Raw genomic sequence first — 14,891 nt, 5'->3', positions numbered from 1 at the left:
GGCCGCACCGGGCGTCAGACCCGGGCAGCATAGGCCTTGGCGCTGGCCGCGTCACGCCCGCCGGGCCCGCGGCGGGAGAGGACGGTGACGACATGACCCAAGGCGGCCACAAGCCCGCGCTGAGCGCAGGCCAGATCTGGAACATGAGTTTCGGGTTCCTCGGGATCCAGATCGGCTTCGAACTTCAGAACGGCAATGTCAGCCGCATCTTCCAGACGCTGGGCGCCGATGTCGGCGAACTTGCCATTCTGTGGATCGCCGCACCGATGACCGGACTGATCGTGCAGCCGATCATCGGCCATCTTTCGGACAAGACGTGGATCGGAATTGGCGGCCTCGTCGGTCGGCGTCGTCCCTATTTCCTGATCGGTGCGCTGCTGGCGAGCCTCGCGCTGTTCGTCATGCCCAATGCGCCGGCGCTGTGGGTCGCGGCGGGGATGCTGTGGGTGATGGACGCTTCGCTCAACATCACCATGGAGCCGTTCCGCGCCTTCGTTGGCGACAACCTGCCCGATCGCCAGCGGACGATGGGCTATGCCATGCAGAGCTTCTTTATCGGCACCGGAGCGGTCCTCGCAGGGGCGCTGCCATGGGTGATGACCAACTGGCTGGGCCTCAGCAACACCGCACCCGAGGGGCTGATCCCCGAGACGGTGCACTGGTCCTTCTACATCGGCGGCGCGGCGCTGCTGGGGGCGGTGGCGTGGACGGTCTTCACCACCCGCGAGTATTCGCCCGATGAACTCGCCCGGTTTGCGGCCCAGCGCAGCGAAGCGGGCGCCGCGGCGCGCCGCGTGGTGCAGCGCAGCGCGGCGCAATTCACGCGCGGCGGCATCGTGTGGGTTTTCGGCGGCGCGATCATCGCCGCGCTGGTGTTCCTCGCCCGCGGCGAGGCGCGCCCCGCCTTCCTCGGCACGATCGAGGTCGCCAAGGACCTCTACGTTCTCGCCGCGCTGGTCGCCGGGTTCGGGGTCATCCAGCTGATCGCGGGCGTGCTGCGCGGACAGGGCCGCGAGCGCAGCGGCTTCATGGAGGTGGTCACCGACCTCTTCGCCATGCCGCGCACGATGCGTCAGCTGGCCGTGGTGCAGTTCTTCAGCTGGTTCGCGATGTTCGCGCTGTGGATCTACGGGACGCCGGGGGTGACCGCATACCACTTCGGCGCGACCGACACGGTGGGCCGCGCCTATCAGGACGGGGCGGACTGGTGGAGCCTGATGGGATCGGTGCGCAACGGCCTCGCCGCCGCCGCCTCCTTAGGCTTCGTGCTGGTCGCCGCGAAGATCGACCGCTGCCGGCTCCACGCGATCAACCTCACCCTCGGCGCGGCGGGCTTCGGCGCGGTGCTGCTGATCCGCGATCCGGCGCTCTTGTGGATCCCGCAGATCGGCCTCGGCATCGCCTGGGCCTCGATCGTCTCGCTGCCCTACGCGATCCTCGCGGGCTGCGTCCCGCCCGACAAGATGGGCATCTACATGGGCGTCTTCAACATCTTCATCGTCGTGCCGCAGCTGCTCGCGGCGACGCTGCTCGGCTTCCTCGTCAGCAACCTGTTCGGCGGCGAGGCGATCTACGCGATGCTGATCGCGGCGGTGAGCTTCGTGCTGGCGGCGGTGGCGACGCTGTTCGTGGCCGATGGCGACCGGGCCGGTGCGCCGGACCTGCGGACGGAGGCGGCGTGATGCGACTCGCCCTTGCGCTGCTGGCGAGCGCCTGCGCCGCCGCCCCCGCGCTGGCCGCGCCCGGCTACACCCCGCGCGACATTGTCGAGGTCCGCAACGCCGGCTGGACCCGCGACGCGGTGCTCTACCAGCTCAACACCCGCCAATTCACCCCCGAGGGCACCTTCAGGGCCGCGCAGAAGCAGCTGCCGAGGCTAGCCGCGATGGGGGTCGACATCGTGTGGCTCATGCCGATCCACCCGATCGGCGAGGCGAACCGCAAGGGCTCGCTGGGCAGCCCCTACGCGGTGCGCGACTACCGCGCGGTCAATCCGGAGCTGGGCACCGAGGCGGAGTTCAGGGCCTTCGTCGACGAGGCGCACCGGCTGGGGCTGAAGGTGATCCTCGACTGGGTCGCCAACCATTCGGCCCATGACAACCCTCTGACGGTGAGCCACCCCGAATGGTACACCCGCACCCCCGAAGGCGCGCTGATGAGCCCGCAGGGTACCGACTGGTCGGACGTCGCGGACTTCGACTATTCGCAGCCCGGCCTCAGGCGCTACATGACGGAAAGCCTCGCCTACTGGGTGCGCGAATACGGCATCGACGGCTTCCGCTGCGACGTCGCGGGCTATGTCCCGACCGACTTCTGGGAGACCGCCCGGGCCGAGCTCGACAAGCTGAGGCCCGTCTTCACGCTCGCCGAATGGGAGCAGCGCGATCTCCACGCCCACGCCTTCGATGCGACCTATGGCTGGGGCTGGAAGGAGGCGATGCAGCGCCTTGTCAAAAGCGGTGAGGGCGCGGGGCCGATCCGCGGCTACTATGCGGGCCAGTCCGAAACCTGGCCGCGCGCGGCAATGCGCATGGTCTATACCGAGAACCACGACCAGAATTCGTGGGACGGGGTGGCGGCGGAGATTTACGGTCCGGCCTACGAGGCGGCGATCGCGCTCTCCTTCGTGGGCTCCGGCCTGCCGCTGATCTATAATGGGCAGGAAGCCGACAACGACCGCCAGCTGAAGTTCTTCGAACGCGACCCGATCGCGTGGAAGGAGGGCCGCTACGACGACCTCTTCCGCAGGCTGATCGCCTTGAAGACCGCGCAAGCGGCGCTCCACAACGGGCGCTTCGGGGCGGCGATGATCGAAGTGCCCACCAGCCAGAGCGCCGACGTCTATGCCTTCACGCGCGGGGAGAAGGGGGCGCGGGTCTTCTCGGTCTTCAACCTTTCGCCCCGCCCGCACGCGGTGACCTTCGAGCACGCCCGGCACCACGGCAGCTACACCGACGCCCTGACCGGCGCGCCCGTGCGCTTCGCTGGGGACGAGAGCCTCGATCTGCCCGCATGGGGCTACCGCATCTACACCGAGACCAAGTGAGGCGCCGACAGGGCGCGGGAGAGGACGCATGACGAAGCACTGGAAATCCCTCGTGGCACTTGCGGCAATCGCGTGGGCAGCGGCCCCTGCCACCGCCGAAAGCCTCACGCTCGCCTCGCCCGACGGGCAGATCGCCGTCACCGTCGCCGATGACGGCGGCCGCGCGACCTATGCCGTCAGCTACAAGGGCGATCAGGTGATCGCCCCCTCGCTGCTGGGCATGCTCTTCGCCGAACACCACGGCTTCGAACGCGGCATGGCCATCACCGGCTCCACCCGCGCCAGCAGCGACACCACCTGGGAGCAGCCCTGGGGCGAGCGCCGTCTGGTGCGCGACCAGCACAACGAGCTTGCCGTGACCTTCCGCACCGCAACAGATGGCCCCGCGCGTGACATCACCGTCCGCTTCCGCGCCTTCGACACCGGCATCGGCTTCCGCTACGAGCTGACGGAACAGCCCGCGCTGCAAGGCGACATCGCCATCGTCGAGGAGCTGACCCAGTTCGGCGTCGGGGAGAAGACCACCATGTGGTACACCCCGTCCGACGAGTTCAATCGCAACGAATATATCTACCGCATCGCCCCGGCGGGGCAGGTCGACGATGCGCACACGCCTTCGACCTTCCGCACCCCCAATGGCACCTACATGGCGATCCACGAGGCGGCGCTGACCAACTATTCCTCGATGTCGCTGGACCAGCTGCGCCCCGGCAATTTCCAGGCGAACCTGCGCAACTGGGCGGGCGGGCCGAAGGTCAAGACGAAGGCGCCCTTCCACTCCCCCTGGCGCACGATCCAGATCGCCGACAAGGCAGTGGGCCTCATCAATTCCGACATCATCCTCAACCTCAACGAGCCCAACAAGCTTGGCGACGTCTCCTGGGCCAAGCCCGGCAAATACATCGGCATCTGGTGGGCGATGCACATCAACGACCGCACCTGGGCGAGCAACAAGTTCCACGGCGCCACCACCGAAGAGACCAGGCGCTACATCGACTTCGCGGCGAAGCACGGCTTCTCGGGCGTCCTCGTCGAAGGCTGGAACAAGGGCTGGGACGGCGATTGGTTCAACAATGGCGATGTCTTCAGCTTCACCGAAGCCTATCCCGATTACGACATCGAGGGCCTCAGCAAATACGCCGCGAAGAAGGGCGTGCAGCTGATCGTCCACCACGAGACTTCGGCCAACCTCACCAATTACGAAAAGCAGCTCGAAGCCGGGCTCGACCTCGTGCGCAAGATCGGTTCGCACTACGTCAAGACCGGCTATGTTTCTGACGCGGGCGATGCGGTGTGGGTGGATGACAAGGGCATCCGCCACTACGAATACTACGACAGCCAGCGGATGATCGATCACCACATGACGGTGATCAAGGCCGCCGCCGAGCGCCAGATCGCCATGGACACCCACGAGCCGGTCAAGGACACGGGCCTGCGCCGCACCTACCCCAACTGGATGAGCCGCGAAGGCGCGCGGGGCATGGAGTTCAACGCCTGGGGTACGCCGCCCAACCCGCCGAGCCATGAGGCGATGCTGTCCTTCACCGCGCTGCTGGCCGGACCATTCGACTACACGCCGGGCATCTTCGACCTCAGGCCCAACGAGCGCCCGCCGGTCCGCCCCGATATGCCGCGCGGCGACCCGAAGAACCGCCCGCAGACGACGCTCGCCAAGCAGCTTGCGACCTATGTGACGATCTACTCCCCGCTCCAGATGGCAGCCGATCTTCCCGAGAACTACGAGAAGCGGATGGACGCCTTCCAGTTCATCAAGGACGTGGAAGCCGACTGGGAGCAGTCGGTCGCCTTGGACGGCGAAGTCGGCCAGTGGGTGGCGATGGCGCGGCAAGGGAGGAAGTCCAAAGAATGGTTCCTCGGCGCGCTGACCGACGAGAACCCGCGCGATGTATCGCTGGCGCTCTCCTTCCTCGAACCGGGCAAGAAATACCGCGCGCAAGTGTACCGCGACGGCCCGCACGCGCATTGGGATTACAACCCCTATGACATCGTGATCGAGGAAAAGGTCGTCACCGGCGGCGATACCTTCGCGGTGCATCTTGCGGCATCGGGCGGGGTCGCGGTGCGGTTCATTCCGGTGAAGTGAGGGCGGACAAGCGGACAAAGCGGACACCGCGTCCGCTTTGTCCCTTCGGTTTTTCAACCACATTCACAATGATTAACGTCCGTTCCGCACGAGCGGAGGGACATGGGAGCGGGGGCTTGTTTCGCGCCCCGGATCACAAACGGCCTCGCAGGCCGGGCACAACGATGGGAAAGAGCCGGAGCGCATCGTAGCGGCTGACGGGTGTGCAGGAAAATCGGCTGGACGCCTCGTCTTCCCGGGCGTGACCCGGGACCCCGCTTTCCTTTTCACCATCCGCGCCGAAAGGCAGCGGGGCTCCGGAACAAATCCGGGGTACCGAAGAAGCGAACGGCAGCTTGAGCCAACTCGCAGACGAAAGCAGACATTCGGGAAACGACCCCGTTGCAGTCGGATCTGAGGTGTTTTCATTCGACAAAGGCTGCCATAGAATGATGCGCGTGCGGAGTTGTCACACACATGATGAGTGTCTTCGAAGCAGCGGGCGGCTATGACGGCATTCTCCGTTTGGCCGAGGCCTGGCATCATAGAGTTTTGGCTGACCACGTCGTTGCTCACGCATTCAGCCATGGGTACCGAACAGACCACGTCGAGCGCCTTGCCGCCTATTGGGCTGAGGCTTTAGGCGGCCCAACCACTTATTCAGAACGCTATGGTGACGAAACAAGCGTTGTAAGGATGCATAGCGGCAATGGCGAGCATTCCGAGATGGATAGGCGAGCCATTGCTTGCTTTGATCTAGCGCTAACCGATGTCGGTCTCGATGCCGAGCCCGTTCTTTGGAATGTGCTGCACGACTATTTCGCTTGGGCGACTGACGGCCCAATGGCTCGCTATCACAAGTCCCGTGATGACGTTCCTTCAGGGCTCTCAATACCGCAATGGTCGTGGGACGGGCTCCAGCACTAGTTTACCACGGCTGCTATCGGCGTTTCACAAACCAATACCAGACAATCTGCCCTTCACCCTTTCTACGTCATCCGCTGCCACCCCACGAGATCTTGAAAGCTGCCGGACGGCAATCCACCCACTTGCCGCCATTCGCTCCTCGATCGCCATCACTCAAAAGCCGCCCCCCCAACACAAAGAGGGCGGCCGCCTTCCCCCAAAGGCGACCGCCCTCACTCCCGTCCAAGGGAGAGCCGGTAATCTCGTCAGTCGGTAAGAATCAGGCGGCCTTTTCCATTCGCGCCAGTTCGCAATGCGACCAGATCTCGGACAGCGCCTTGATCAGCCGGTCGATGTCGCCATCCGAATGCACCGGCGAGGGCGTGACGCGCAGGCGTTCCGTGCCGACGGGGACGGTCGGGTAGTTGATCGGCTGCACGTAGATGCCGTGGTTGTCAATCAGCCAGTCGCTGATCATCTTGCACTTCCTGGCGTCGCCGACCATCACCGGGATGATGTGACTCGGATTGTCGAGGTGCGGGATGCCCATCAGGTCGAGCTTGCGGCGCACCTGCGCAACGCGCTCCTGCTGAAGCTCGCGCTCCGCACTCGATGTCTTCAGGTGGCGGATGCTCGCTGCCGCCCCGGCCGCGATGGCGGGGGGCAAGGCGGTCGAGAAGATGAACCCGCTGGCGAAGCTGCGCACGAAATCGACGAGGTTGGCCGAGGCGGCGATGTAGCCGCCCATCACCCCGAAGGCCTTGCCGAGGGTGCCTTCGATCACGGTGATGCGGTCCATCAGACCTTCGCGTTCGGCAATCCCGCCGCCGCGCGGGCCGTAGAGGCCGACCGCATGGACCTCGTCGATATAGCTCATCGCGCCGTGCTTTTCGCACACGTCGAGGATCTCGGCGATCGGGGCAATGTCGCCGTCCATCGAGTAGACGCTCTCGAAGGCGACCAGCTTGGGCACCTCGGGGCCGTATTGGCTGAGCAGCTCGTCGAGGTGCGCGACGTCGTTGTGCCGCCAGATCTTGTAAGGAGCCCGCGAGTAGCGGATCCCCTCGATCATCGAGGCGTGGTTGAGCGCGTCGGAGAAGACGACGCAGCCCGGGATGCGGCCCGCGAGGGTGCCGAGGCCCGCCCAGTTCGAGACATAGCCTGAGGTGAACAGCAGCGCGGCTTCCTTCCCGTGAAGGTCGGCAAGCTCGCGCTCCAGCTCGACGTGGTAGTGGTTGGTGCCCGAGATGTTGCGAGTGCCCCCGGCGCCCGCGCCGCATTCGTCGAGGCACTCATGCATCGCCTCGAGCACCGCGGGGTGCTGGCCCATGCCGAGGTAGTCGTTCGAGCACCACACGGTGACGGCCTGCGTCTCCTCCGCGAGGAAGCGGGTCGCCTGAGGGAAACGGCCGCGGTGGCGCTTGATGTCGGTGAACACCCGGTAGCGGCCATCGGCGCGCACGGTGTCGAGCTCGCCGGCGAAGAAGGCTTCGAAGTCCATGCGCGTTCCCTTGGTGTCGTTCGTCATGAATGGGTGTTCCGTTGCGACGCGCCCTGCTGGCGGCCGGCAATCGCCCAGCCCCACAGCATCCCGTCGCGGAACGGGAGGGCGAGAAACAGGTGCTCGAGCACGCCGAGGAAGGCGAGCGTGGTCAGCAGGCTTGCCCCCACCATCTGCGCACTGCCGGCGGGTGCGGCGAGAGCCATCGAGGCGAACCACGCCGTCGCCCCGGCGATGGCCGCCACCGACAGCCCCAGAAGTAGGGTCATGCGGTTGGGACCGAAATAGGACTTTAGGTAGGCGAGGTGCTCGGGAAGCATCTCCGAGGTCGTGTTGGGCACGCCCACGAAGAGGTTGATCTTGGAGATCAGCCGCATTGCGAACATCAGCACGAACACCGTCGCCCCGATCTGGTTGGGCACGTCCCACGACAGCGAGATCAGCAGCAGCGCGGTGACCGCGAGCGCGACCTCGTGGTGCATCAGCGTCGAGGCGGCCTGGCGGAAGCGCGCAAGCCCGGTCACGCCGGGGTCGGCAGGCCCCCGGCGCGGTCCGGCGGTCGCGCCGGTGAGGAAGCTGAGTTCATGCCAGCCCCACACCATCAGCGCGCCGATAAAGCCGAGGTAGACCGCCCACACCTCGGCGGACAGCGAGGCGCCGAGGATCACCACCAGCCCGAGGATGCCGGCGACCGAGCCGATCATCATGCTTCTCGAGAATGTGGCGCGCTCGCGGTTGTCGGCCCAGGCGATGAGCCCGGTCGCGACGAACCAGATCGCCACCGTCACGATGAACGGCACGACATGACCGGACCAGCTCACCATGCGGGCTGCAGCCTGATCGAGCCGGGCAAGGCATTGGCGCGGGGGCGCTGGAGATACATCCGGGCAAACGCAAGGCCCGCGCCCGCCGCGCCGGTCACGCGCTTGACGAGGCCGCCGAGGCCGCCCTGTTCCTTGCCTTCCTCGATCCGCGCGGCGGCGAGGCGCAGGTTCTCCATCTGGCGGCGGAACACAGGGCTGTCGATGTCGAGCTCGACCGGGAAGACCTGCCGGGCGATCTGGTTGGTGATCGCGAAGACCTTGTAGTCGTACTCGGTCGGATCGACGCCCAACGCCGCGTGGAACACCGGGCGGTTGTGATCGCGCACATACATCGTCGCGTAGACCGACAGCAGGAAGAAGCGCACCCACAGCTTGTTCATGCCTTGCAGCAGCTTGGGGTCGGCGCGCAGCAGCATGGCGAAGGCCTCGCCGTGGCGGAACTCGTCGTTGCACCACTCCTCGAACCAGTCGAAGATCGGGTGGAACTTGTACTGCGGGTTCCTCGCGAGGTGCCGGAAGATAGTGATGTAGCGCGCGTAGCCGATCTTCTCCGACAGGTAGACCGCGTAGAAGATGAATTTCGGCTTGAAGTAGGTGTATTTCTTGGTCTTCGTCAGATAGCCGAGGTCGACCCCGATGCCGGCGTCCTTCAGCGCCTCGTTGATGAAACCCGCATGGCGGCTCTCGTCACGGGCGAGCAGCTTGAAGAGCTGCTTGACGTCGGGGTTCTTCGTGCGCCGGGCGATCTCGGCGTAGAGCACGCAGCCCGAGAACTCGCTCGTCATCGAGCTCACGAGGAAGTCGGTGAACTCCTTGCGCAGGGCGGGCTCGAGGCCCTCGATGATGCCCTTGAAGCTGCCGTTGTGGCGGAAGTGCATCTTGTTGGGATCGCCCACCATGTCGGCGATCAGCTGGTCCCATTCGGAGCGCACCCGGCTCACGTCGATGGCGTCGAGGGCATCGTAATCGGTGGTGTAGAAGCGCGGCGTGAGGATGGTGTCCTGCGTCGCCAGCGCCATCGCCTCTTCGCTGGTCATCGGCTTGTAGGCGTTCATTTGATCCTCCCAGCATTGAAGCTGACTTCGTAGAGTTCGCTGAGGTCGAAATAGGCGGCGATCTTGATGGCTGCGCGCTTCAGCGGCCCGGCGCGCGTCACGGTGGCGCGGCGCTCGAACACCTGGCGGGTGCCGAACGGGATCTGGATCGGCGCGCCGTGGACGCGGACCTTGTCGCCGGGCTGGATATCGACCTCGTCGGCAAGTTCGACATGGGCGTGGAAGGCTTCGGGGCTCTGCTCGACGGTGATCGTGCAGGGCAGCTCGAAGGACTCCCCGGAGATGAGCGAGCGCACCATCAGCGGCTCTCCAGCCCGGTCAGCATATCGGCATAGACCTTGCGGTTGTCCGGTCCGAAGGAGCTGACTTCGATGCTGCGCCCGGTGGTGGGGTCGGAGAGGGTCAGCGTGTCGTTGTCCCAGCGGGTGAGGGTGAAGGGCACCTCGCGGCCGATGTCCCGGATACGGCGCTGGTGGACAAGGTTGCGCACCGTCGCGCGGATGAAGCCGCCCTGGCCCACCCCGAAGCGCGACAGGACCTCGCCCGTCTTCCCGTCCTCGACGCGGACGGTGCCGTCCTCCTCGTCGAAGAACTGGATGGTGCGCTCGGCCGAGACCTTCACGCCGGCTTCGGCGCGGGCCTGGGCGGGCACCGACTGCTTGCCGAAATAGCCCGCCTGCGTCGCTGCCGTGAGGGCGAGCGAGATCGTGATGATCCCGCCCGCCAGCATCAGCGGCACCTTGCTGACGGTGACTTCGTCTTCTTCGTACTCCCGAACGATCATGCGGGGGCTCCCTCCAGACCCGGTTGGCCGAGCGGCCGCACCGGCACGAGACGACCGGACGCCGCCGCCGGCTGGGCCACGGTCTGGCCGCTCGCCGGGGCGGCTTCCTTGATCTCCGTCAAATTGTTCTCGATCGCACCGAACCGCGCGCGGGCCTCGGCGATCGTCTGTGCGAGCGTTGCCGCTTCGGGCACGGCACGCAGCATCGGCTGCGGCATCTTGTAGTGCCATGGACGCACGTGCGGCCAGAGCAGGATGGTGCCGAGCAGGCGCTCACCCGAAACCTCGAAGGCGATGTCGCCGTGGCCCTTGGCGCGCGGACGCAGATGCGCGGCGACGACCTGTTTGAGCGGAATGTTGATCCGCGTCTCGATCGCCATGCCGATACGCATGATGATGCGCGTGTCGGTGAGGATGTAGAGCGTCGTGCGCGCGCTCAGCCAGGCGAGGAAGTAGAGCAGGGCGACGAGCACGATGCCGAGCCCCCCGGCGACCAGCGCTGCATCGGGCTTGTCCAGCGCCACCGCGATGACCGTGAGCGCGGCCATGTAGAAGCCCGCCTTGTGGGCGTGGAAGGCGCTGCGGGCGAGCAGGCCGACCTCGGGGCGCCCCTTCCAGAGCACCTTCTCGTCGGCCTGCGGCGTGCCCATACGGTCCCCGAACGCCTTGGGGCCGTCATTCTCGAGCGCGGCGTGATCGAAGCCGGCGGCCAGGGGCGCTGCCCCCCCTGCCGCACCGGCCGTCGGGGCGGCGGGATCGATCAGATCCATGCTTCCGACCTCTCGGGCGTCGCATACATGTAGCCGCCGCCGAAATAGGCCTGGATGCGGTCTTCCTCGTAGCGGGTGATGATCCCCGGGGTCTCCACCACCGGCACGTCCTCGAACTGGGCGGCGGTGATGGCGTCGATCTCGACGAACTTCGGCTTCTCGTCGATGATCGGCAGCAGCGCATCGAGCAGGCCATTGCCGTGGACCACCGCGACCATCATCGGCGCGAGCACCTTGCGGCCCGAGGTCGTCTCGATCTCGAGATAGCGGATGATGTGCTCGGCCTGGTCGACCCAGATGTCGGTCACGGTCCCGGCGGTCTGGCCGTCGGCGGCGATCACCGTGTAGCCGACCAGTTGCGGGTCATTGGGAGCGATCACCAGTTCGTGGCTCTGCGCGATCGGCACGATGCGCGGGCGGCCGTCGAAGGTGAGGTCCGGGTACTTGGCGCGGTTGGCCCAGGCGGCCGGCCCGAGGCCGTCGACCATCGGGTTGCCGGTCGGCACCAGCGGCGCGCCGGCGGCACGGAAGGCCGGCACGGCGGGCAGGTCGAGACCGTCGCGGGCGACGTCCTCGGGGCAGTAGGTGCCGCGGCCGTTGGGCAGCTGGAAGACCTTCTTGTCGCCGTCGGTCAGCTTGATCGGGTGGATCCGCCCGGTGTCCTCGTCCTCGAGCGGGTAGCCCTCCCGCCGGCTTTCGCGGTTGAGGTAGAAGACGAGGGCGATGAAGAAGCCCAGGAACAGCAGGAAGGCGAGCTCGGCAACATCGAATGTGCCGACAATATAGGCAGCGTTCATTTCACTTTCCTCTCGTGAAACAGGCCGGCGGAGGCGTAAGCCGGGCAAAGACAGGATCGGCGGGCACGGGTAATCATGTCGGGAACTCCATCAGGCCGAACGGCTGATCGGGCTTGTCCTGGGTGGAAGAGAAGCGGCGCTGATATGTCACCAGCGGGCCAATCGCGACGAGGCCGGCGAGCAGCAGCGCGATCTCGAGAATGTAGACGGTGCCGTAGCCGGTGGCGCGGACCGCGAGGCTGGCGGTCGGAGCGCCGCTTTGCACCAGCGCCGCGACGCCGTCGCGCAGCAGGCCGCCGATCGCGATGCCGAAGCCGGCGCAGGTTGCCTGCACCGAACCCCATGCGCCGAGCGCGAGTCCCGCGGACTCCCCCTCGGCGAGGTTCATCGCCTCCATCAGCGTGCCGACCGAGAACAGCCCGAGGCCGATCCCGATCCCCAACGCGCCGGTATAGAGCATCAGCGGCGCCGAGAAGGGCCCTGCGAAGAGCACCAGCAGGAAGGCGTTGATGCCGACGACGAGGCCCATGCCGGCAAGCCGCAGCGGATCCCACCCGCGCGCGAGCGCCGCGCCGGAAGTGGTGAATCCGATCAGCGAGCCGAGCGCCCAGGCGCCGGTCAGCCCAGTGGTCGCCCCGACCGAGAGCTTGAGGATCTCGCCCCCATAGGGCTCGAGCAGCGCGTCCTGCATGGCAAACCCCGCCGCGCCGATCCCGATCGCGGTCAGCAAGCGGGCGTTGCGGCCCTGCTTCACGAAGTCTTGCCATAGTTCTTTGAAGGTCGGCGCCCCCGGCTCGACGCCCTTGGTGAGGGCGGGGTTGCGCGCCTCCTGCTTCCAGATCGCGATGGTGTTGAGGATTACGGTCAGAACCGCACAGCCCTGGATCACCTGGACGAGCTTGGTCGCGGAGTAGTCGGCGAGGATGCCGCCGATCACGAAGGCCGCGAACATCATGCCTACGAGCAGCGTGACGTAGTGCAGCGCCACCGCGCGCGGGCGCTTGTCGGCACTCGCAAGGTCGCTCACTAGCGCAAGGCCAGCGGTCTGGGTCAGGTGGAAGCCCGTGCCGGTGAGGAGGAAGGCGAGGGTCGCGGCGACGAGGCCGAGCTCGAAGCGCTCCTCGATGCCCAGCAGCAGCAACGCGAAAGGCATGATCGCAAGGCCGCCGAACTGGAGGAGCGAGCCGAACCAGATGTAAGGCACGCGCCGCCACCCGAGAACCGAGCGGTGCGTATCGGACTTGTAGCCCATCAGCGCGCGGAACGGCGCCGCGAGCAGCGGCACCGCGATCAGCAGCGCCACCAGCCACGTGGGCGTGCCGAGCTCGACCACCATCACGCGGTTCAATGTGCCGTTGAGCAGCACCGTCGCCATGCCGACGCTCACTTGGAACAACGACAGGCGCAGCAGGCGCGGCAGGGGCAGGTCGGCGCTCGCCGCATCGGCGAACGGCAGCATCCGGAAGACGACTTCCGTCCAGTGGGGGGGCTTGGGACGGGCCGGGGCTGTCATCCGTGCCTCACGAGTTCGAGCGCCTGCGAGGTGTAGAAGCCCGACTGGATGCGTTTGGTGCGCCCGATGCTCCAGCCTTGCAGCTTCTCGAGGCGGCGGCGCGCGTCGGCCTCGCTGACCGGCACGATCGCGGGCGAGCGGTCGGAACGCGGGAAAAGCTTGCCGACGTTATACATCGCCATCAGCAGCGGGGTGCTCGGCGCGAAGGTGAAGATGATCGAACCGGTGGTGCGGCTGGCGAGCTGCGCGAGCGCGGCGACGAGGTCCTCGGGGCGGTAGTGGATCAGCGAATCCATCGCCACCACGTGGGCGAAGGTGCCGAGCGAGGGGTCAAGCATATCGCCCGCGCGCCAGTCGATCCGGCCGTGGCCGAGGAACGAGGGCGCGCGCTGGCGGGCGACGTCGACGAGGCCGGCGGCAACGTCGATGCCGGTCACTTCCGCCCCGCGGCAGGCTGCCTCCACCGAGAACGACCCGGTGCCGCATCCGGCGTCGAGCACGCGGGTGCGGCGAAGGTCGGTCGGAAGCCAGTCGAGGATCGTCGCGCGCATCGCGTCGCGCCCGGCCCGCACGGTGGCGCGGATGCCGCTGACCTTCACGTCGCTGGTGAGGTCGATCCAAGCTTGGCGCGCGGTGCTGTCGAAATAGGTCGCCAGCGCCTCGCGGCGGTGTTCGTATTCCGAAGGGGTGCGCGTTGCCATCACTCGAACCCCAGGAAGTCGAAGATGTCGCGGTCCTTCATCGGGGTGGCGGCCGAAGGCTCGACGCCGTCCCACAGCATCTGCGCGAGGCGCAGGTATTCGTTCTGCGCCTCGATCACTTCCGGATCATCGCCCATCTCGAACAAGGTGCACTTCTTGAGACGGCTGCGGCGGATCGCGTCGACATCCTTGAAGTGCGCGAGGCGCTGCATACCGATGGCGTCGCAGAAGCGGTCGATCTCGTCGGTGGCGCGGCTGCGGTTGGCAACGACGCCGGCGAGGCGCACGTCGTAGTTCTTCGACTTGGCCCCGATCGCGGCGACGATGCGGTTCATGGCGAAGATCGAGTCGAAGTCGTTGGCGGCGACGACGATCGCGCGTTCGGCGTGCTGGAGGGGCGCGGCGAAGCCGCCGCACACCACGTCACCCAGCACGTCGAAGATCACGACGTCGGTTTCCTCGAGCAGGTGGTGCTGCTTCAGCAGCTTGACCGTCTGGCCGACGACATAGCCGCCGCAGCCGGTGCCCGCCGGCGGGCCACCCGCCTCGACGCACATCACGCCGTTGTAGCCCTCGAACATGTAGTCCTCGGGCCGCAGTTCCTCGGCGTGGAACTCAACCGTCTCGAGCACGTCGATCACCGTCGGCATCAGCTTCTTGGTGAGCGTGAAGGTGGAATCGTGCTTCGGGTCGCAGCCGATCTGCAGCACGCGGTGGCCGAGCTTCGAGAAGGCTGCCGACAGGTTCGACGAGGTCGTCGACTTGCCGATGCCGCCCTTGCCGTAGACCGCGAAGACCTTGGCGCCGCCGATCTTGTCGCGCGGATCGAGCTGGACCTGGACCGATCCTTCGCCGTCAGGGGGTGAGAAACTCTTGCTGGGGGAGTGCAAGTTCATCTGAGTGATCCCTCT

General features: G+C 66.5%; 14 protein-coding genes. 4 read left to right on the top strand and 10 right to left on the bottom strand.

Annotated features, from left to right (window positions below):
* Positions 1–92 precede the first annotated feature (92 nt).
* From OPU67_RS07590 to OPU67_RS07575, 4 genes are all read left to right on the top strand, one after another.
* Positions 93–1,682 (top strand): MFS transporter, encoded by a 1,590-nt coding sequence (locus OPU67_RS07590; RefSeq protein WP_267618852.1) that lies wholly within the window; start codon positions 93–95, stop codon positions 1,680–1,682.
* Positions 1,682–3,046 (top strand): alpha-amylase family glycosyl hydrolase, encoded by a 1,365-nt coding sequence (locus OPU67_RS07585; RefSeq protein WP_267618851.1) that lies wholly within the window; start codon positions 1,682–1,684, stop codon positions 3,044–3,046. The genes OPU67_RS07590 and OPU67_RS07585 overlap by 1 nt, the downstream gene beginning before the upstream one ends.
* A 28-nt stretch (positions 3,047–3,074) precedes the next feature.
* Entirely contained in the window at positions 3,075–5,150 is a 2,076-nt protein-coding gene (locus tag OPU67_RS07580; protein ID WP_267618848.1) for a glycoside hydrolase family 97 protein, read from the top strand.
* Positions 5,151–5,606: 456 nt separating this feature from the next.
* The gene (locus OPU67_RS07575) at positions 5,607–6,056 is read left to right on the top strand and encodes a group II truncated hemoglobin (protein ID WP_267618847.1); all 450 of its coding nucleotides are present in this window, start codon (positions 5,607–5,609) and stop codon (positions 6,054–6,056) included.
* A 259-nt stretch (positions 6,057–6,315) separates the two neighbouring features.
* Here OPU67_RS07575 and hemA read toward each other — a convergent pair whose 3' ends face one another.
* The 10 genes from hemA to bchL form a co-directional block, all read right to left on the bottom strand.
* A complete protein-coding gene (hemA, locus tag OPU67_RS07570) occupies positions 6,316–7,536 on the bottom strand; it encodes a 5-aminolevulinate synthase (protein WP_267618946.1) in 1,221 nt (406 codons plus the stop codon).
* 23 nt (positions 7,537–7,559) lie between these two features.
* Positions 7,560–8,360, bottom strand: a complete 801-nt coding sequence (puhE, locus tag OPU67_RS07565) for a putative photosynthetic complex assembly protein PuhE (RefSeq protein ID WP_267618846.1) — start codon at positions 8,358–8,360, stop codon at positions 7,560–7,562.
* A complete protein-coding gene (gene acsF, locus OPU67_RS07560; protein ID WP_267618845.1) occupies positions 8,354–9,415 on the bottom strand; it encodes a magnesium-protoporphyrin IX monomethyl ester (oxidative) cyclase in 1,062 nt (353 codons plus the stop codon). The genes puhE and acsF overlap by 7 nt, the downstream gene beginning before the upstream one ends.
* Positions 9,412–9,714 (bottom strand): hypothetical protein, encoded by a 303-nt coding sequence (locus OPU67_RS07555; RefSeq protein ID WP_267618844.1) that lies wholly within the window; start codon positions 9,712–9,714, stop codon positions 9,412–9,414. The genes acsF and OPU67_RS07555 overlap by 4 nt, the downstream gene beginning before the upstream one ends.
* A complete protein-coding gene (gene puhC / locus OPU67_RS07550; RefSeq protein ID WP_267618842.1) occupies positions 9,714–10,199 on the bottom strand; it encodes a photosynthetic complex assembly protein PuhC in 486 nt (161 codons plus the stop codon). Before puhC ends, OPU67_RS07555 begins: the two co-directional genes overlap by 1 nt.
* On the bottom strand, positions 10,196–10,969 hold the full coding sequence (gene puhB / locus OPU67_RS07545) for a photosynthetic complex putative assembly protein PuhB (RefSeq protein ID WP_267618840.1): 774 nt from the start codon (positions 10,967–10,969) through the stop codon (positions 10,196–10,198). The genes puhC and puhB overlap by 4 nt, the downstream gene beginning before the upstream one ends.
* Positions 10,960–11,766 (bottom strand): photosynthetic reaction center subunit H, encoded by an 807-nt coding sequence (gene puhA, locus OPU67_RS07540; protein WP_267618838.1) that lies wholly within the window; start codon positions 11,764–11,766, stop codon positions 10,960–10,962. Before puhA ends, puhB begins: the two co-directional genes overlap by 10 nt.
* Before the next feature lie 73 nt (positions 11,767–11,839).
* Positions 11,840–13,279 carry a BCD family MFS transporter gene (locus OPU67_RS07535; protein WP_267618837.1) on the bottom strand — a complete coding sequence of 480 codons (1,440 nt, stop codon included), beginning with the start codon at positions 13,277–13,279 and terminating at the stop codon, positions 11,840–11,842.
* The gene (bchM, locus tag OPU67_RS07530) at positions 13,276–13,980 is read right to left on the bottom strand and encodes a magnesium protoporphyrin IX methyltransferase (RefSeq protein ID WP_267618835.1); all 705 of its coding nucleotides are present in this window, start codon (positions 13,978–13,980) and stop codon (positions 13,276–13,278) included. Before bchM ends, OPU67_RS07535 begins: the two co-directional genes overlap by 4 nt.
* Positions 13,980–14,876: a ferredoxin:protochlorophyllide reductase (ATP-dependent) iron-sulfur ATP-binding protein gene (gene bchL, locus OPU67_RS07525; RefSeq protein ID WP_267618834.1), complete on the bottom strand. Its 897-nt coding sequence runs from the start codon at positions 14,874–14,876 to the stop codon at positions 13,980–13,982. Before bchL ends, bchM begins: the two co-directional genes overlap by 1 nt.
* Positions 14,877–14,891 lie beyond the last annotated feature (15 nt).

This window comes from Erythrobacter sp. WG (assembly GCF_026586795.1).
In the GTDB taxonomy this organism is placed as follows: Bacteria; Pseudomonadota; Alphaproteobacteria; order Sphingomonadales; family Sphingomonadaceae; genus Erythrobacter.
The sequence above is the reverse complement of the archived record's forward strand: the minus strand, read 5'-3'. Positions and strand labels throughout refer to the sequence as shown.